General features: G+C 54.1%; 17 protein-coding genes. 1 reads left to right on the top strand and 16 read right to left on the bottom strand.

All coding sequences use genetic code 11. The annotated features are described in order from the left end of the window. Positions 1 to 87 precede the first annotated feature (87 nt). The 7 genes from NST08_RS26375 to NST08_RS26405 all read right to left on the bottom strand — a co-directional run bounded on the left by NST08_RS26375 (position 88) and on the right by NST08_RS26405 (position 7,289). Positions 88 to 528, bottom strand: a complete 441-nt coding sequence (locus NST08_RS26375; protein ID WP_007132585.1) for a Mini-ribonuclease 3 — start codon at positions 526 to 528, stop codon at positions 88 to 90. Next, positions 525 to 1,931 carry a cysteine--tRNA ligase gene (gene cysS, locus NST08_RS26380; RefSeq protein ID WP_007132586.1) on the bottom strand — a complete coding sequence of 469 codons (1,407 nt, stop codon included), beginning with the start codon at positions 1,929 to 1,931 and terminating at the stop codon, positions 525 to 527. Before cysS ends, NST08_RS26375 begins: the two co-directional genes overlap by 4 nt. A 149-nt stretch (positions 1,932 to 2,080) precedes the next feature. After that, positions 2,081 to 2,767: a serine O-acetyltransferase gene (gene cysE / locus NST08_RS26385; RefSeq protein WP_040740229.1), complete on the bottom strand. Its 687-nt coding sequence runs from the start codon at positions 2,765 to 2,767 to the stop codon at positions 2,081 to 2,083. Between the two features lie 662 nt (positions 2,768 to 3,429). Continuing rightward, complete coding sequence (gene gltX, locus NST08_RS26390) at positions 3,430 to 4,893, bottom strand: glutamate--tRNA ligase (RefSeq protein ID WP_341342436.1); 1,464 nt, start codon at positions 4,891 to 4,893, stop codon at positions 3,430 to 3,432. Between the two features lie 48 nt (positions 4,894 to 4,941). Continuing rightward, complete coding sequence (ispF, locus tag NST08_RS26395) at positions 4,942 to 5,430, bottom strand: 2-C-methyl-D-erythritol 2,4-cyclodiphosphate synthase (protein ID WP_340898822.1); 489 nt, start codon at positions 5,428 to 5,430, stop codon at positions 4,942 to 4,944. After that, positions 5,427 to 6,125, bottom strand: a complete 699-nt coding sequence (ispD, locus tag NST08_RS26400) for a 2-C-methyl-D-erythritol 4-phosphate cytidylyltransferase (protein ID WP_144870422.1) — start codon at positions 6,123 to 6,125, stop codon at positions 5,427 to 5,429. Before ispD ends, ispF begins: the two co-directional genes overlap by 4 nt. 75 nt (positions 6,126 to 6,200) lie before the next feature. After that, positions 6,201 to 7,289, bottom strand: coding sequence for a PIN/TRAM domain-containing protein (locus tag NST08_RS26405; RefSeq protein ID WP_007132591.1), 1,089 nt, complete (start codon positions 7,287 to 7,289; stop codon positions 6,201 to 6,203). Between the two features lie 276 nt (positions 7,290 to 7,565). On the opposite strand from NST08_RS26405, the gene NST08_RS26410 reads away from it, so the two are divergent. After that, positions 7,566 to 7,961 carry a hypothetical protein gene (locus NST08_RS26410; protein WP_007132592.1) on the top strand — a complete coding sequence of 132 codons (396 nt, stop codon included), beginning with the start codon at positions 7,566 to 7,568 and terminating at the stop codon, positions 7,959 to 7,961. Positions 7,962 to 8,145: 184 nt separating this feature from the next. Here NST08_RS26410 and pssA read toward each other — a convergent pair whose 3' ends face one another. The 9 genes from pssA to NST08_RS26455 all read right to left on the bottom strand — a co-directional run bounded on the left by pssA (position 8,146) and on the right by NST08_RS26455 (position 18,310). Continuing rightward, positions 8,146 to 8,877: a CDP-diacylglycerol--serine O-phosphatidyltransferase gene (gene pssA / locus NST08_RS26415; protein ID WP_007132593.1), complete on the bottom strand. Its 732-nt coding sequence runs from the start codon at positions 8,875 to 8,877 to the stop codon at positions 8,146 to 8,148. A gap of 59 nt (positions 8,878 to 8,936) precedes the next feature. After that, entirely contained in the window at positions 8,937 to 10,013 is a 1,077-nt protein-coding gene (gene disA / locus NST08_RS26420) for a DNA integrity scanning diadenylate cyclase DisA (RefSeq protein ID WP_007132594.1), read from the bottom strand. A gap of 13 nt (positions 10,014 to 10,026) precedes the next feature. Beyond that, the gene (radA, locus tag NST08_RS26425) at positions 10,027 to 11,394 is read right to left on the bottom strand and encodes a DNA repair protein RadA (protein WP_007132595.1); all 1,368 of its coding nucleotides are present in this window, start codon (positions 11,392 to 11,394) and stop codon (positions 10,027 to 10,029) included. A gap of 401 nt (positions 11,395 to 11,795) precedes the next feature. Beyond that, the gene (gene clpC, locus NST08_RS26430; RefSeq protein WP_341342437.1) at positions 11,796 to 14,252 is read right to left on the bottom strand and encodes an ATP-dependent protease ATP-binding subunit ClpC; all 2,457 of its coding nucleotides are present in this window, start codon (positions 14,250 to 14,252) and stop codon (positions 11,796 to 11,798) included. A 204-nt stretch (positions 14,253 to 14,456) separates the two neighbouring features. Beyond that, complete coding sequence (locus NST08_RS26435; protein WP_144873031.1) at positions 14,457 to 15,524, bottom strand: protein arginine kinase; 1,068 nt, start codon at positions 15,522 to 15,524, stop codon at positions 14,457 to 14,459. A 41-nt stretch (positions 15,525 to 15,565) separates the two neighbouring features. After that, complete coding sequence (locus tag NST08_RS26440; RefSeq protein ID WP_007132598.1) at positions 15,566 to 16,090, bottom strand: UvrB/UvrC motif-containing protein; 525 nt, start codon at positions 16,088 to 16,090, stop codon at positions 15,566 to 15,568. Positions 16,091 to 16,114: 24 nt separating this feature from the next. After that, positions 16,115 to 16,576, bottom strand: a complete 462-nt coding sequence (locus tag NST08_RS26445) for a CtsR family transcriptional regulator (RefSeq protein ID WP_007132599.1) — start codon at positions 16,574 to 16,576, stop codon at positions 16,115 to 16,117. 400 nt (positions 16,577 to 16,976) lie between these two features. Further along, on the bottom strand, positions 16,977 to 17,882 hold the full coding sequence (locus NST08_RS26450; RefSeq protein ID WP_341035036.1) for an IS3 family transposase: 906 nt from the start codon (positions 17,880 to 17,882) through the stop codon (positions 16,977 to 16,979). Continuing rightward, positions 17,879 to 18,310, bottom strand: a complete 432-nt coding sequence (locus NST08_RS26455) for an HTH domain-containing protein (RefSeq protein WP_007127449.1) — start codon at positions 18,308 to 18,310, stop codon at positions 17,879 to 17,881. The genes NST08_RS26450 and NST08_RS26455 overlap by 4 nt, the downstream gene beginning before the upstream one ends. Between the last annotated feature and the right edge of the window lie 62 nt (positions 18,311 to 18,372).

Here is an 18,372-nt window from a genome sequence, read left to right on the forward strand (position 1 = left end):
CGGCATTTGCCGCCAGCCGGCTGCTCGATTCGTTTCTCATGATGCATTGATGTATTGACTGACACTAAGCCTGTCCAAGCCCGTCTCTTATTTCGAATGTTCCACGTACTCGATGCTTTTGCCGACAAGCTCGCGAATCCGGTCCTGCCGCCCCGTATAATATAAATACCCTACCAAGGTTTCAAAGGCCGTCGCATGGCGATATTCCAGCACATCCGCATTTTTCGGAACGCTGCCGGATTTGGCATTGCGCCCCTGGCGAACGATGTCCTGCTCCTCTTCCGTGAGGAGCGGCTCCAGGTACGCCAGAATCCGGCTCTGGGCCTTCGCCGAGACAAGTCCCGTCGCCGTCCGGTGCAGGTGATTCGGCCGAAGATTCGGCCGGGATATCAAATACTGCCGCACGGCGACCTCATATATCGCATCCCCGATATAGGCCAGCACTATCGGCGGAATGAGCCTTGCCGGCTTCGACGGCGGAAAGTCGAACCAGCCGAAGGCCGGCTCCTGAAAGTCCGGCCCGCTCATTTGCGCTTCCAGCGCATGCCCTGCGCAGTATCCTCCAGCACGATGCCTTTGGCCGCCAGCAAGTCGCGAATCTCGTCCGCTCTTCCCCAGTTTTTGTTCTTTCTGGCCTCCACACGCTCGGCAATCAGGCGTTCAATCTCCTCATCCAGCATTTCGTCCTCGCCCGTGTTCACGATCCGCAGCACGCCGTTCATCTCGTTAAAGGCATCAAGCACCTCCCGCAGATCCGCCGCCGGAATCGAAGGCTCCTGCAGCAGCTGGTTCGCTTCGCTCGCCCACTGGAACATCGCCGTTATCGCATCGGGCGTATTGAAATCATCCTGCATTTTCTGATGAAATTCGGCAAGAACCGCCGACATTTTATTCCGGATCTCCTCGCCGGCTTCAGCATCCGGCGAGCCGACTGCCGCGCTTAACCGGTGCTTGACGTTTGCGGCGGCATTGGCAAGACGCTCCACGCTGTTCTGCGCCTGATTCATAACCTCTTCGCTGAAGTTGAGCGGATTGCGGTAATGGGTGGACAGCATAAAGTAGCGTACCGCTTCCTTCGTATATTGTTCGCGCAAATCCTTGACCAATACGCCGTTTCCGAGCGACTTCGACATCTTCTCGTTGTTGATGCGAATGTATCCGTTATGCATCCAGTAGTTCGCTAGCGGCTTCCCTGTCAGCGCCTCGGACTGCGCCACCTCGCACTCATGGTGCGGGAACTGCAGATCCTGGCCGCCGCCGTGGATATCGAGCGTATCCCCTAGATAGCGGCGCGCCATGGCCGAGCACTCGATATGCCATCCCGGACGGCCGTCACCCCACGGGCTGCTCCAGTATATTTCGCCGGGCTTTGCAGCCTTCCACAGCACGAAATCCTCCGGATTTTCCTTGCGCTTATCCACCTCGATCCGGATGCCGAACTGCAGCTCATCGAGATTTTGCTGGGACAGCTTCCCGTATCCGTCGAATTTGCGGGTGCGGAAGAAAACATCGCCTCCGTTCTCATAAGCGAAGCCGCGATCGACCAGGTCCTGAATAAATTCAATGATGTTGTCCATGTTGTCCGTTACCCGCGGATTCAGAGTCGCCCGCGGGATGCCGAGGCCGTCGAGGTCCTCATAGTAAGCCTTGATAAACTTATCCGCGACCTCCGGAACGGTGGTCCCGGTCTGTTCGGCTTTACGGATCATTTTGTCATCGACATCCGTAAAGTTCACGACATAATTGACGTCATTGCCCTGCTGCTCGAAGTACGCGCGAACGACGTCGAAAAAGATCATCGGACGCGCATTTCCGATATGAATGTAATCGTACACGGTAGGACCGCACACATAAATCTTAACCTTGCCTGCCTCCTGGGCAACGAATGTTTCTTTCATACGGGTCAATGTGTTATAGATTTGCAGCGCCATGTTGTATCCCCTCATTCCTTTCATCTAGATTGCGTCCGGCGTGCGAGAAGCCCCCGATTTTCGGGGAGAGCGCTCCTTGCAGCGTCCGCAACGGAATCGAATTCGTCGATATTGATAAACGGTTCAATGCTTTCGCTCGCAATCGCTTGTTATTCCTTATTAATCGAAGACAGCATAACCTCCGGCGCGGACTTCTTCAGCTCCCGTCTCGTCTCCTCCAGCTCCGCACGCAGCTGGTCGATCTCTTTCTGCATCGAGCGAAGGGTATCGACGATCGGGTCCGGCAGGTTTGTATGATCCAGACGGTCGCGAACCCGCTCCCCGTTCTGCTTCACCACTTTGCCGGGATTGCCGACCACGGTGCTGTTCGGCGGAACCGGCCGCAGCACCACCGCGTTGGAGCCGATATTACAGTTATCCCCAATCGCAAAGGAACCTAGCACTTTCGCGCCGGAGCCGATGACAACGTTGTTGCCGATCGTCGGATGGCGCTTGCCCTTCTCCTTGCCGGTACCGCCGAGCGTTACCCCTTGGTAAATGACGACATCGTCCCCGATTTCACAGGTCTCGCCAATGACAACCCCCATGCCATGGTCGATAAACAGCCTTTGCCCGATCCGGGCGCCGGGGTGGATCTCGATCCCGGTCATAAACCGGCTGATCTGGGATATGATCCGGGCCAGCGTGTACCAGCGCCGCTTGAATAAGGCATGGGCAACCCGATGGGCCCATAATGCATGAAGCCCCGAGTAGGTGAATACCACTTCAAAAAGCCCCCGGGCAGCCGGGTCATTCTCAAACACTGTCCGAATATCCGATTTCATCTGTTTGAACATGAACGCTCCCTCTTTCCCTGTTCCAATCGCGTTATGCATCTGTCCCTCATCGTTATTCCCTATAACAAAAACGCCTCTGCAGCTTATCGCTGCAGAGGCGTTCGACCGCGGTTCCACTCTGCTTAGAATCGGCCTTCTGATCCTCCCTTAACAGGGCATTGATCATAAGCCAATTCCTCTTCAAGTCATTAACGGCAGACGACCGGCATGATCTAACGATGGTGTTCGCTTCAACCATGCAGCTCACAGGTGCATTTCCGCTGCAGGCTAACGGGACAACTCTCAGCCGGCAGCTTGATCTGCCGATTGTCCTCTCTGGAGCGTGCCTGTTTGATGCGTACTTCTCCTGATCCAAGCTATTATACGTTTATTTGTTGATATAGGTGAAGCCACCCTCCTCCAAAGGACGCTCCGTTGACGGATTGTGCTTTCGATCGCTGTTGTTTTCGGATTTCTTACTAATAACTTTCTCAAGGGTGAAATCCGAAAACAAAGGCGAACGCGTTGCTTCTACAGCTCAATTCCGTCCACTGCGCTACTTCTTCTTAAGGAGTTAATATCTGAACCTTTATCAAAGAATATTCCACTTATAGTTGAGTGTAATTATAACTGATGAAACACGGAACTGACAAGAAGGATTATCTGCCTGGAAAAGCCTATTCTTACGCGCCCTTGATCTGCGAACGCAGGCGGTCCAGCACCCGGTCTCTGCCGAGCAGCCAAATCGTCTGGTTCAGGTCCCGGCCGTGCGTCTGCCCGGTCAATGCGACCCGGATCGGCATGAAAAGCTGTTTGCCCTTGAAGCCGGTCTCCTTCTGGACTTCCTTAATGAGTGCGGCAATTTTCTCTGCGGAGAACTCGTCCGATTGCTCGATTTTGTTAAGGAACGCGGACAGTACGGCAGGCACTTGCTCGCCGCTCATGACCTCAACGCCTTCCGCATCCAGCTCGAGATGCGTGCGGAAGAAGACCTCCGACAGATCGACGATATCCGAAGCGGCCGTCATCTGTTCTTGATAGAGCGAAACCAGCGCACGCGCCCAGGCTTCCTGCTCGGGGGTCAGCTCCGCAGGCAGGCGGCTCGCCTTCTGCAAGTGCGGGATCGCCAGCGCTGCCACCCGGTCCGGATCGGCGCTCTTGATGTAGGTGTTGTTGATGTGAGCCAGCTTATTCGCATCGAAGACGGCCGGGCTCTTGGACAGCCGGTTCTCGTCAAAGATCGAGATCAGCTGCTCCTTGGAGAAAATCTCCTCTTCCCCTTCCGGCGACCAGCCGAGCAGCGAAATAAAGTTGAACATCGCCTCCGGCAAATAACCGAGCTGATCGTACTGCTCAATGAACTGGATGATCGATTCATTCCGCTTGCTCAGCTTCTTGTGATCCTCGCCGACGATGAGCGTCATATGGCCGAAGCGAGGCGGCTCCCAGCCGAAGGCTTCATAGATCATCAGCTGGCGCGGCGTGTTGGAGATATGGTCCTCTCCGCGCAGCACGTGGCTGATCTTCATCAGATGGTCATCTACAGCCACGGCGAAATTGTAGGTCGGAATTCCGTCCTTCTTGACGATGACGAAGTCGCCGGTCTCTTTGCTGTTAAACGAGATCGTTCCCTTCACCATATCGTCAAAGGTGTATACGCGATCATCCGGTACGCGGAAACGGATGCTCGGCACGCGTCCTTCCGCTTCCAGGGCAAGACGCTCCTCTTCGGTCAGGTTCCGGTGCTTACCGGAATAGCGCGGCGTCTCCCCGCGGGCCATTTGCTCCTCCCGCTCCTGCTCAAGTTCCGCTTCCGTGCAGTAGCAGCGGTAAGCAAGCCCGCGATCCAGAAGATCCTGCCAGTACTGCTTATAAATATCGAGGCGCTCGGTTTGACGGTACGGGCCGTATTCGCCCCCGACATCCACGCTCTCGTCCCAATCCATGCCAAGCCATTTCAGGTATTTAAGCTGGCTTTGCTCTCCGCCTTCCACATTGCGCTTCACATCCGTATCTTCGATCCGGATAATGAATTTCCCGTTGTTCTTGCGGGCGAACAAATAATTGAATAATGCCGTTCTGGCATTGCCGATATGTAAATGTCCCGTCGGACTCGGTGCATAGCGCACGCGGACTTCTCCGGTCATTTGCAACCCCTCCGCTTCTAATTCTTCAATGATTCCTGCAAACATCCTTCAAGATGATAGCATACCTTTCACAAGGCAGACAACCGATTGCGCCGCGATGCCTTCCCCGCGGCCGGTGAAGCCGAGCTGCTCGGTCGTGGTTGCCTTGACGTTGACTTGCTCAACCTCGGCATCCAGCGCCTTCGCGATTACTTCTACCATCTGCGGAATATAAGGAGCCATCTTCGGCTTCTGGGCGATGATCGTAGCATCGACGTTCCCTAATTTATACCCTTTCTCGGCAGCCATGACCCACACCTGTTCAAGCAGCTTGAGGCTGTCCGCATCTTTAAATGCGGGGTCGGTATCCGGGAAATGGCGCCCGATATCGCCAAGCCCCAGCGCTCCGAGAATCGAATCCGCAATCGCATGCAGCAGCACGTCGGCGTCCGAGTGCCCGAGCAGCCCTTTTTCATAAGGAATCGTAACTCCGCCAATGATGCAAGGCCTGCCCTCCACAAGCTGATGCACATCAAATCCATGTCCAACACGAATCATTCTACACTCTCTCCCTTACGTTTCTGTAAAAATGCGGCGTATTCCAGGTCTTCCGGCGTGGTGATCTTGATGTTGCTGTATTTCCCCTCGACCACCTTCACCGGATAGCCTGCCCATTCCATCAGCATCGCGTCATCCGTTCCGGTAAACCCTTCGCTTGCGGCCTTCTCATGCACCGGAAGCAGCTCGGAAAGACGAAAAGTCTGTGGGGTCGCAGCGGCCCACAGACTTTGACGGTCCGGGGTGCCTGTTATCAGCCCCTGGCCGTTCACCTGCTTGATCGTATCCTTCACAGGCACTCCCAGCACGGAAGCGCCGACCTCCATCGCCGCATCGCGGCAAGCTTCAATCTCCTCGGGGGTAATAAACGGTCTGACCCCGTCATGTATCATGACCCATTCGGAGGAGAGCTGCTTCATGCCTTGAAAGACGGAATGCTGTCTTTCGCTGCCTCCCGGGATGACTGCCGTCACCTTGTCCAGCCCGTATTCCTCCACCCAGGATTTGCAGCGGGGAACATCCTCCGCCCCGGTGACGAGCACCAGCTCTTGCAGCCACGGCAGCCGGTTGAACACCGAAAGCGTATGGATGATGATCGGCTTGCCGCCCAGAGCCAGATACTGCTTGCTCTCCCTGGTTCCCATTCGCGTTCCCTTGCCCGCCGCCACGATGACGGCGCCAAAGCTGTTCTTCATGCGCCAAACTCCTGTCTTAGCCCCTGCCGTCCGCTTGGCCGGCAGGCGGATATGTATATCCCCATCATACTCCGTTTACTGGGCTTTTTCCAACAGTTTCGGTTTGGCGAAGATCATCCGGCCCGCCGAGGTTTGCAATACGCTCGTGACGAGCACTTCCATCATCGTGCCGATATATTCGCGCCCGCCTTCAACGACGATCATCGTGCCGTCATCCAAATAGGCGACGCCTTGGCCATGCTCCTTGCCGTCCTTGATAATCTGCACGAGGATTTCTTCGCCCGGCAGAACGACCGGCTTGACCGCATTGGCCAAATCATTGATGTTCAGCACCGATACGCCTTGCAGCTCGCATACCTTGTTCAAATTGAAATCGTTCGTGACCACCTTGCCCTGCAGCACTTTAGCGAGCTTCACGAGCTTGCTGTCCACCTCGGAGATTTCTTCGAAGTCCCCTTCATAGATGAGTACCTTTACATCCAGCTCTTTCTGGATTTTATTCAAAATATCAAGTCCGCGGCGCCCGCGATTGCGCTTGAGCAAATCCGACGAATCGGCAATGTGCTGCAGCTCCTCCAGTACAAACTCGGGAATGACAATCGTTCCTTCGATGAACCCGGTTTTGCAAATATCGGCAATTCTTCCGTCGATAATGACGCTGGTATCCAGAATTTTATGCTCTTCGACGCGCCGGCTTTCCGGCTCGGCCGCCTGGCTCCATCGTCCCGACATCCACAAGGAAGCCAGTTCTTCCTTCTTCTCCAGTCCGATCCGAAGCCCGAGATACCCGCCCAGCACGGTAATCCCCACCTGCAGCAGCTGCCCGACTTGTCCTAACAAGGATAATCCCGGCGAGAGAAGCAAGGATAACAGAAGACCGCCTAATAGCCCGGCTGTTCCGGCTGCCAGATCATTCATCGGAATGCGTGAGAACGAAGAGATCAGGCTGTGCAGGCTTCGGGTCACCCGTTCCGCCGACAGCACGCCAATCATGCCGAATAATAAACCTCCCAGCAGCGCGAAGGCACCGCTCCCCGCCGCAAACACGCCTTGACCAAACATCGGCGAGAGCTCGGGAAATGACCGTTCGATTGTATGATATAACGTATAGCCGCTCCATGCTCCGCATAATACCGTAAATGCTAAAATAGCTTTTTTTAACATGAGCTTTCGCACACCTCCTTATTGTAAACTGAATTATGGTTATTTCTATTTTCCAGTATGCTCCAATTTCAGCCGACCTAATCGTTACGGGGCATATTTTTTATCAGGATCCCCATACCGCACGCCTTCCCCCTGTTGAAACTCACGCGATTTCCAGGCCCGCAGCGTGGGCCGCAATCTGGAATCGAATCCCTCTAAACGCCTGAAACTGGTTGAAATTGGCCGAAGTAGTGGAATATAATGAACTCAATTCATAATATCGAGGTGGATGTATAAATGAGCGCTCCTAGTTTACAGGCCTTTCAGGATCAAGTTTCCGAATTGTTGCTCCGTCACCGCAGTCTATTGGATGTTCTGTCGAAAAATGGTCAAAGCAATGCATCAGTCAACCGTGCCGTTACCAAAGCCATCACAGAATGCGGATGCATCGAGCTCCATGCCACGAAGCAAACCTTCGATATCAACGCTGATCTCGAATCCGCCCGGGAATTAGTGGGCACCCATGTCCAGGGCCATCTGTGCGAGAACTGCCGCGAAGCGGTTAGCTCCGAGCTTGGCCGCAACCTTTTTTATATGTCGGCCCTTGCCAATCTGCTCGATATTCAGCTGGATGACGTGGTGGTGAAGGAGTCGCAGAAATGCTCGACGCTGGGTCTGTTCAATCTGTCCTAAAGCTGCCATGTTCCGGATAAGTGATTGCAGGTATTTAGGGTATTCCAAAATAAACACAAAAAAGCATTTATCTCTCTGCAAGGAGCAGGGAAATAAATGCTTTTTATTTAATGTGCGCGGGCACCAACGTTTCATACCCCGCGCGGTTTGGATTGCAAATGAAGTTAATGAAGCCATAGCGGACCTACCGGTCCGAGGAGCGATAGGCTTCATCCGATTGGCTGTCATCCTTGCGGCGCTTTCTCCGCGTCAGTCTGCGGAAATTTTGCTGAAGGCCGTACCCGGCATACAGCACGAGCGGGACAAAGATCAGCATGGAGGTCTGCTCCGGAAAGAACACGGCCACCATAACGGCACCGATAATGACCAATGGCGTGAATTTGATCGCCGTTTTCGGAATGCCGATCTTCTTGAAGTTCGGGTACTTGACGGCACTGACCATGAGATAAGAAAGAAGCAACATGCCAAAAATCATATAAGGTGCCGTAATCTCTTCATGGAACAGCGCCAGCGTAGCAAGCACGCCGCCTGCAGCGGGGATCGGCAGGCCGATAAAGTATCCCGGTATTCCCGGACGGACGTTGAATCTCGCAAGCCGAAGCGCTCCGCACATCGGAAAGATCGCGGTCACGGTCCAGGCCAAGGCTGAATTGATATCTGTAAAAGCAACTGTATACATAATAAGTGCAGGTGCTACACCAAATGAGATCACATCCGATAAGGAATCCAGTTCCTTGCCGAATTCGCTCTGTGCATTCAGCGCCCGGGCCACCCGGCCGTCCAGACCGTCGAGAAGCATGGCGATGATAATCATAATGGCCGCCATACTTGTTCGGCCTTCTGTCGCCAAGATGATGCCAATCATTCCGAGAAACAGATTACCTAAAGTAAACATGTTCGGAATTGATTTCGTCATTTTATATTCACCTCGTATAATTGAACGTTCCAAACACCGATTGTTCGATTGTAGGCCTTTTAAATCTGTCTGTCAATGAACACTTGCTCCTGCAGCCTCTTCAATCCTTCCTTGATGTTCCGTGCCCGTACCTCGCCGATGCCGTCGACTTCGTCCAATTCGTGGATCGAGGCGGACATGATGCTGGACAGATCCTGGAACCGGTCGACTAGGTTACGGATGATGACATTCGGCAGACGCGGGATCTTGTTCAGGATCCGGTATCCGCGCGGCAGAATCTCTTCTTCGGAAGCGGCGGCGGAAGCTGGATAGCCGAGAAGTCTGACGATATGGTGAATGTCCAGGAGCTCTTCATCGGTCGAACGTTTAAGCGCCAGAATGATCTCGCGGATCTTCTCTTCGCTGTATTCGCGCGCATAATCCGCGTACAAGAGCCATGCTTCCTCCTCCATATTGCTTACCAGCTCATCCATCTGCATGCTGATCAGCCGGCCTTCATTGCCAAGCTCGTTAATATATCGCTTGATTTCCTTCTTGATGCGCAGCACCATCTCTACGCGCTGGATGACGTTGACCACTTCGGGGATCGTAACCAGCTCCTCGAATTCCGAGGCGGACAGGTTGGTCAGCGACTGGTTGAGCACGGCTCTGTACCGCTCCAGCGTCTGAATCGCTTGGTTGGCTTTGGTCAAAATAACGCCGATTTCCTTTAACGCATACCGCAGCGAGCCTTGATACAATGTAATGATATTCCGGCGCTGCGAGATGGACACCACCAGCTTGCCCGTCTGCTTCGCCACCCGCTCCGCCGTCCGGTGACGTATCCCTGTCTCAATGGAAGAAATGGATGAGTCGGGGATGAGCTGGGTGTTGGCATATAGTATCCGTTTCAAGTCTTCGCTCAAGATGATGGCGCCGTCCATCTTGGCAAGCTCATACAAATAGTTCGGCGAGAAATCGCAGTTGATGGAGAAGCCCCCGTCGACAACCTCCATCACCTCGGGGCTGTAGCCCACAACGATCAGCGCGCCCGTCTTCGCCCGCAGCACGTTCTCCAATCCGTCGCGAAACGGCGTTCCCGGTGCTACCAGCTTTAGCAAATCATTCATTTTGTCCAGTTGGCTCGTTTCCTTCACCTTCGTATGCCCCCTAATCTAACGCAACCGCTAATGCATCTGCAACGGTATTAACTCCGATAATTTCAATTCCTTTGGGGTGCTTCCACCCCTTCAAGCTCTTCTCTGGTAAAATCACGCGTTTGAAGCCGAGCTTCTCGGCTTCCTTCACCCTTTGCTCCGCCCGGGAAACGGCGCGAACCTCGCCGGTCAGCCCGACCTCGCCGAAGATAACATCATACGGCTTGGTCGGAATATCGCGAAAGCTGGATGCGATGCTGACAGCGATCGCCAAATCGACGGCAGGCTCATCCAGCTTGACGCCGCCGGCCACATTCAAATAGGCGTCCTGCGTCTGCAGGAACATGCCCATCCGTTTCTCCAGCACGGCGATAATCAGGTTCATGCGATGATGGTCGACGCCTGTGCCCATCCGTCTCGGTGACGGAAAATGCGTCGTGGATATAAGCGCCTGAAGCTCCACGAGCACAGGACGCGTTCCCTCCATGCTGGCAACGACGGTCGACCCGGCTACGCCTAGCGGACGCTCGGAGAGGAACAGCTCGGACGGGTTACCCACTTCACGCAGACCGTCCTCTCCCATTTCAAATATGCCGATCTCATTTGTCGAACCGAAGCGGTTCTTGACCGCACGCAGCAGGCGGTACGTATGATGCCGCTCTCCTTCAAAGTAAAGCACGCAATCCACCATATGCTCCAGCATCCGCGGCCCTGCAATGGCCCCTTCCTTGGTCACGTGGCCGACCAGCACCGTGGCAATGCCCTTCACCTTCGCCAGACGCATGAATCGGGAGGTGCATTCCCGAACCTGGGATACGCTTCCCGGCGCACTCGTGACCTCCGGCAGGTATACCGTTTGAATGGAGTCGATCACGACAAAACCCGGCTGAACGCTCTCCACCGCTTCCTCGATCGATTCCAGGTTCGTTTCGCAGAGGACGAACAGCTCCGGCGACAGCGCGCCGAGCCGGTCGGCCCGAAGCTTCGTTTGCCGAACCGATTCCTCACCCGATATATACAGGACGCGGATGCCGCTTTGCGCCAAACGGTTCGAGGCTTGCAGCAGCAGCGTCGATTTCCCGATGCCGGGGTCTCCTCCAACCAGCACGAGCGATCCGGGAACGAGCCCGCCGCCGAGCACACGGTTCAATTCCGCAATCCCCGTCTGGATTCTCGGTTCCTTTCCGCTCTCTATATTTATGATGGAAAGGGGCTTTTCTTTACTATGAAAAAGAGGGGAATTCATCCCCTGCGTCTTGATTACCGTCTCGGTCTCCTCTACCATGGAATTCCATGATTGACAGCCCGGACATTTCCCGAACCATTTCGGCGCTTCATAGCCGCATTCGGTACAGAAAAATTTCGTCTTAGTTTTGGCCATGGAAGTCTCCTTTATGTTGCCTTTTCCTTTGTCGGAATCCGTAAAACCCTGCAAAATCAGGCATTAATCAAAGTTTACCATTTCTTCTAATTGACCGTAAAGGCAAATTGCACAACTTTACACAGGATGGGATGGATTTGTCTAAAATTTAAAGAGCCGAAGGAGAATCGGCATTTGTTTAATGATCATTTACGAACAAGCGGTGTGTCCGCTTCGCTGCCTGATCATTCTTACGATCGCTGTTAAACAAGGGGAACTGGAATGGATTATCGTGGTGGCTTCCCGGTTTTTAAAGGCGAGCGCTGTCGCTTCTTCGGAACGATTCCATCCTCTCCGCTAGGTTGGTACCCTAAAATCAAAAACCCCCGCTGGAAATAATCCAGCAGGGGGGGAATCTACGCTTATTCGGTCTCGGACGATGCGGCAGCAACGCTATCCTTCTTGCGGACGGACAGCTCGCCGTTCTCCTCGTCGATGATGAGGGCATCGCCTTTCTTGACATTGCCCTTCAGCAGTTCCTCGGAAAGACGGTCCTCGATATGCTTCTGGATGGCCCGGCGCAATGGACGGGCACCGAAGGCAGGGTCGTAGCCTTCTTTCGCGATGAACGCCTTCGCCTGATCGGTAAGCTCGAATTCCACGTCGAATTCGCGCAGCCGCTTGCGCAGCTCGTCGGACATCAAGGTCACGATCTCGGCGATATGCTTCTCTTCGAGCGAGTGGAACACGATGATCTCATCGATCCGGTTCAGGAACTCCGGACGGAAGCTCTTCTTCAGCTCATCCATCACTTTCGTCTTCATATTGTTATAATCGCGGCCCGCATCGGTCACGGCGGTGAAGCCGAGCGTCGAATTGCGCTTGATCGCCTCGGCGCCGACGTTCGACGTGAGGATGATCAGCGTGTTGCGGAAGTCGACGACGCGGCCCTTGGAATCGGTCAAGCGTCCGTCCTCCAGCACCTGGAGCAGAATGTTGAACACTTCAGGATGCGCCTTCTCGATCTCATCCAGCAGGACGACGGAGTATGGCTTGCGGCGAACCTTCTCGGTCAGTTGGCCGCCTTCCTCGTAGCCCACGTATCCCGGAGGCGCTCCGACCAGACGTGCCGTGGAATGCTTCTCCATGTACTCGGACATGTCGATCCGAACGACCGCATTCTCATCGCCGAACATCGCTTCGGCAAGCGCGCGTGCAAGCTCGGTTTTACCAACGCCTGTAGGTCCAAGGAAGATGAAGGAGCCCATCGGACGCTTCGGATCTTTCAGACCTGCGCGTGCACGGCGTACCGCACGGCTGACAGCCTTAACGGCTTCTTCCTGACCGATGACGCGGCTGTGCAGAATCTCTTCGAGATTGAGCAGGCGCTCCGTCTCTTCTTCCTTCAGCTTATTCACCGGAATTCCGGTCCAGTTCGCCACGACATCGGCGATATCCTCAGGCGTAACCTCGGAATCGGTGCGGCCCTGCTTTTCCTTCCACTGATTCTTCGTAATTTCGAGCTCTTCGCGCAGCTTCTGCTCGGTATCGCGAAGTGCAGCGGCCTTCTCGAATTCCTGGCTTTGCACAGCGGCATCCTTCTCCTTGCGGATGTCTTCCAGATGCGCTTCCTGGTCTTTCAGATTCGGCGGAATCGTGTACGTATTCAAGCGTACCTTGGAGCCCGCCTCGTCGATCAGGTCGATGGCCTTATCCGGCAGGAACCGGTCCGTAATGTAACGATCGGACAGCTTCACGGCTTGCTCGATCGCCTCATCCGTAATCTTCACGCGGTGATGCGCTTCATATCTGTCACGCAGCCCGTAGAGGATCTGAATCGCTTCCTCCGGAGAAGGCTGATCCACCGTGATTGGCTGGAAGCGCCGTTCAAGGGCAGCATCCTTCTCAATATATTTGCGGTATTCATCCAGCGTCGTCGCCCCGATGCACTGCAGCTCGCCGCGCGCCAGAGACGGCTTCAGAATGTTGGAAGCGTCGATCGCGCCTTCCGCACCGCCTGCACCGATCAGCGTATGCAGCTCGTCGATGAACAGGATGATGTTGCCCGCTTGGCGGATCTCATCCATAATCTTCTTCAGCCGGTCTTCAAACTCGCCGCGGTATTTCGTGCCGGCCACGACCGAGCCCATGTCGAGGGTCATGACCCGCTTATCGCGGAGCGTTTCCGGAATTTCATTATTGATAATGCGCTGAGCCAAGCCCTCGGCGATGGCCGTCTTACCGACCCCTGGTTCCCCAATCAAAACCGGGTTGTTCTTCGTGCGGCGGCTCAGCACCTGAATGACGCGCTCAATCTCTTTGCTTCGGCCGATGACCGGATCCAGGTTGCCTTCCTTGGCAATCGCGGTCAAATCGCGGGCCAAGCTGTCCAGCGTAGGCGTGCTTGCGTTTTGCGGCGTGCCGTGGTGGCTCGATACCGCCTCGCTGCTGCCGAGCAGCTGCAGCACCTGCTGGCGCGCCTTGTTCAGGCTGATGCCCAGATTGTTCAGCACGCGTGCTGCCACGCCTTCGCCCTCGCGAATCAATCCAAGCAAAATATGTTCTGTTCCAACGTAGGTGTGCCCCAGCTTGCGGGCTTCATCCATGGAAAGCTCAATAACCTTCTTCGCCCGCGGCGTGTAGGCAATATTGGTTGGCTGCTCTTGGCCGCGTCCGATCAAGGTCTCTACTTCGTCTTGGATTTTCTCAAGACCAAGCCCGAGGCCGATCAGCGCTTTAGCCGCAATGCCGTCTCCTTCGCGGATGAGTCCGAGTAAAATATGCTCTGTTCCGATATTGTTATGTCCCAGACGCACGGCTTCTTCTTGAGCCAATGCAAGCACCTTCTGAGCACGTTCCGTAAATCTGCCAAACATCATAATATTGCACCTCCACGTTTCATGTATATTTACCCTCACGAATTTCGGTGTATCGCCGCCCCGAAGGGTCGCGATGCTGCCCGATTCGCCTATTAAAAGAAACAACGGTTATATTCCATTAACCGAACCCTGGCATTTTTATCCCGGGTCAAGAAATATTCTTCCTGAAAGCTCTAGATTCCTGTCTCTTAATCAAAAGTTCATCTACGGCTTCGCAGCCAGCGTTTCCCTGATGAGCTTGGCTCTGTACATATCGCGTTCCGAAGGATTCATGCTCTCCCCGAACGTCTTTTGCAGGAAGCCCGGCTGCGTCTTCACATTAAGCTCATTCATCACCGAGCTGGCCGGACCTTCGAGCAATCCCAGATCCACACCGAGACGGACATCGGACAGCCGCTGCGCCGCTTCCTTGGAATCCATAACCGCCGCGTAGGACAGTATGCCATAGGAGCGCATCACCCGGTCCGTGATCCGCAGCTTGGATTCATTAAGAAGACGCTGTCTGGCGTTCTTCTCATGCTCAATGATCTGCAGGGCGACACTGTGAAGATTTTCAATAATCTCGGCTTCGGTCTGGCCAAGCGTAATCTGGTTGGAGATCTGGAACAGATTGCCCACAGCTTCGCTGCCCTCGCCGTAAATGCCCCGAACGGTCAAGCCCACCTGAGACACGGCCGAGAGAATCCGGTTGATCTGCTGGGTCATCACCAGCGCCGGCAGATGCATCATAACCGAGGCACGGAGGCCGGTTCCGACGTTCGTCGGACAGCTGGTCAGGTATCCCCGCTTGTCATCAAAGGCATAATCGACATGCGCTTCGAAAATATCGTCCAGCGCCGTCGCCCGCTCCCAAGCTTCTCTAACCTGAAAGCCCGGATATAAACACTGTATGCGTAGATGATCCTCTTCATTGATCATGATGCTGACGGATTCGTCCTCTGTCAAAATGACAGCGCCGTTTCGGGATTCATTGGCCAGATTGGGACTGATCAGATGCTTCTCGACAAGCACCCGTTTATCCAAATCGTCAATATCGCTCAATTTGATAACATGCAGCTCCCCGAAATCGTTCAGCCGCTCCCTATCCTTGATGACGCTGATCAGGCGCTCTAGCACTTCGCTCGACTGCTGATTCGTCGCCAGCAGCGGGAAAGGAAGCTGCTGCAGATTGCGCGCCACCCTGACACGGGTGCTGATGACAATGTCGGAATCCTGACCATTCCCGCGCATCCATTCGCTCAGCGCCGTATCGGTAAACCGGTGATTAGACATCACGCATTCCTCCTAGCTAAAAGTGCATCATCATAAGTTCCTCATCCTTGGGCGATATTTCGCTCAAGCTCGCGGATCCGGTCCCGAATCTCGGCGGCCGTTTCAAACTCCTCCTGCACGATCCGGAACTGAAGCTCCTTCTTCAGCTCCTCAATCTTGCGCTTGAGCTGAATGACACCGCCGGTCCGCTTCGGCACCTTGCCGACATGGGACGTATTGCCATGCACTCGCTTGAACAGCGGATCCAGGCGATCCGAGAAATATTTATAACACGAGCTGCAGCCGAAACGGCCAAGCTTGCTGAATTGGGAATACGTCATGCCGCATTCCTCGCAGCGCAGTGTCTGCGCCGGCTTGGCTCCCGCATTCTGGCCCTTGCCGGAAGGATCCAGATCCAGGAGCCCTGACAGCAAACTGTGTATAGAAAAACCATTCGACGTCCCGGGGATCAATTCCCCTTTTTCACGGGCACAAGATTCACAAAAATGAAATTCGGTCTTCTCGCCATTCACGATTTTCGTAAAATGCAATGTCGCTGGTCGTTTACCACATTCCTGGCATATCATACTCCATGCCCTCCTTACACAGACTCACTTACCTAACAAAGCAATAAGCATGGCCTTCATGATTCTCGCACGGAGCTCATCCCGGTAAGGAAGCTTCACATTGAGGCAATCCCTCGAAATGGCGGCCCGCATCAAGCTGGCCTCTCGTTTGTTCAAGAACCTTGACTCCTCCAGCTGGTAGATCAGCCCTTCCGCGACCGTCTGGTCGATCCGGCTGCCGATCGTATGATGCAGATGCTGGTGGAGTGCGGAATGCTGGGGAAGCTCGATCCGCTGGATGCGGATATAACCGCCGCCTCCGCGCTTGCTCTCGACGAGAAAGCCCTTCTCCAGCGTAAATCTGGTGCTGATGACATAGTTGATCTGGGAAGGAACGCAGGAGAACTGCTCCGCCAGATCGTTCCGTTGAATTTCAACGGTTCCCTCCGGGCTTTCCTGCAAAATGCTCTTGAGGTATTGTTCGATAATATCAGAGATATTACGCATGGTCTGTTCATCCTCCACTGTTTGAAACGATAAGACGGATTGTGATCTTACACGTCCGCACAGAGTCATACCTTTAAATTTTAACCATAATCAAAATCAGCGAACCCTGCCCGTTGACTTTGACTTTCTTTGACTTTAATCTCATTATAGCATAACTTTAAAATTTGCCAAGGGGGGGCCACAAAATTTTCGCGCCGGTCTGTTATTCGTAGTCTGCCCATTTTTTCTCACCCTTATAGCCACAGCCCCGCAGGAATTTTGCCTCTTCGAGCGCCTTCCAAGCCTGCCCTTAATCCCCACAACGCGCGCCCGCACTCGAGGCTATAGAAAAAAGCAGCCTGATCCCGGTTCCTGAACTGTGACCCGATTTGTGGACAGTTTGAAATAAACCGCCTAGAGCTTAGCTAGCAAGCAGATGACCTCTGAATTCATCGGGGGTCATCTTTTTTAATGTCCACTGGTATCGTTCTGAGTTGTAGTAGCTTATGTACTCCTTCACTCGCACCCTCACTTCATCAATAGTTTGGCAATCGCTAAAATCAACGTCGTCTTTCAAGTGACCGAAGAATGATTCCATCGGGGCGTTGTCCCAGCAATTGCCTTTGCGCGACATCGACTGCTTAAATCCTGCCTTAGCAATGAGAAGACGGGTTTTAGGATGCGTGTAGTGCATCCCTTGGTCGGAGTGCAGAATCGCTTCTGGATGAATGTTTCCATCTAATCGCTCTAAAAGACGCTGTAGCGTCCGCTCGACAATTGGAAGCTCGAGTGTTGCTGCCACGCTGTCGGCAAGGATCTGCCTGGTCGCCCCGTCCTTCACGCAGGAAAGGTATGCCCAGTGTCCGCTTCCATAGCGCAAATAAGTGATGTCAGTGAGAAACACTTTCTCAGGTTCGCCTTGGTCAAACTTTCGCTCCAGCAGGTTCGGACACGTCTTGTGCTCTTGAGTTGCCTTAGCCATCTTGCGGTAGGGGTTCGCCTGACGGATTACGGCTACCAAGCCTGCCTTTTTCATAAGCCGGCGAATCTTCTTGTGGTTCATGACAACGCCGCTTATCTGTTCCAGCCGCATCTTAATCACAAGCGCACCTGCTTTGCCGCGGAGCGCGTCAAAGTGCTGCTTGATGAGAAGGATGTCCTGCTCGTCGGCGGCAGCACGAAGTTGACGATCTTCTTCCGTCCCCAGCCACCTGTAATAGCCGCTTGGACTTACTTCCACGAGCTCGCATAGATAGCGTGTCATTCGTTTCAGGCCATATGCCCGAATGGTGCGATTTATGATCTCATAGCGCTCGGAGGGCGTCAGCGTTTCTTCTTCTGCCGATCGAGCGCTTCGAGCTTTTTTAGCATGTCCACTTGAGCTTCAAGCAGTTTGATCTGGGCCTTAGCCCGTTTCAATTCTTCTTCGGCTGACAACTGACCAGTTGGCTTGCGCCCTGTACTGCCCTTACCGCGCCGCTCTGTAGCCAAACCTTCCTCACCGTACAGTTCGAAGGTTTCACGCCACCGTTTTAAGCTGTCCTTGGGCTTCTTATGACCAATAACGTCCAGGTCGAAGCCGGCACGAATAAAGATTTCTGAAGGTGTCTGCCCCTGCTTGTAGGCTTTCAGCGCCTCCAGCTTGAATGCAGGTGTGTATGTAATGGCCGCCTCGGTCACATGGTGTACGTTTGGATTCTCCTCCAGCTTCCTCATTTGCTCCTCGGTAAAGAGCACCCGTTTCAACTTCCCCATTCTCGTATCACTCCTCGTCACATACCTTGATTAAAACACAAATGACCCACAAGAAGTCACTT

It is taken from the genome of Paenibacillus sp. FSL K6-1566 (genome assembly GCF_038050475.1).
Taxonomy (GTDB): Bacteria; Bacillota; Bacilli; order Paenibacillales; family Paenibacillaceae; genus Paenibacillus_AQ; species Paenibacillus_AQ lactis.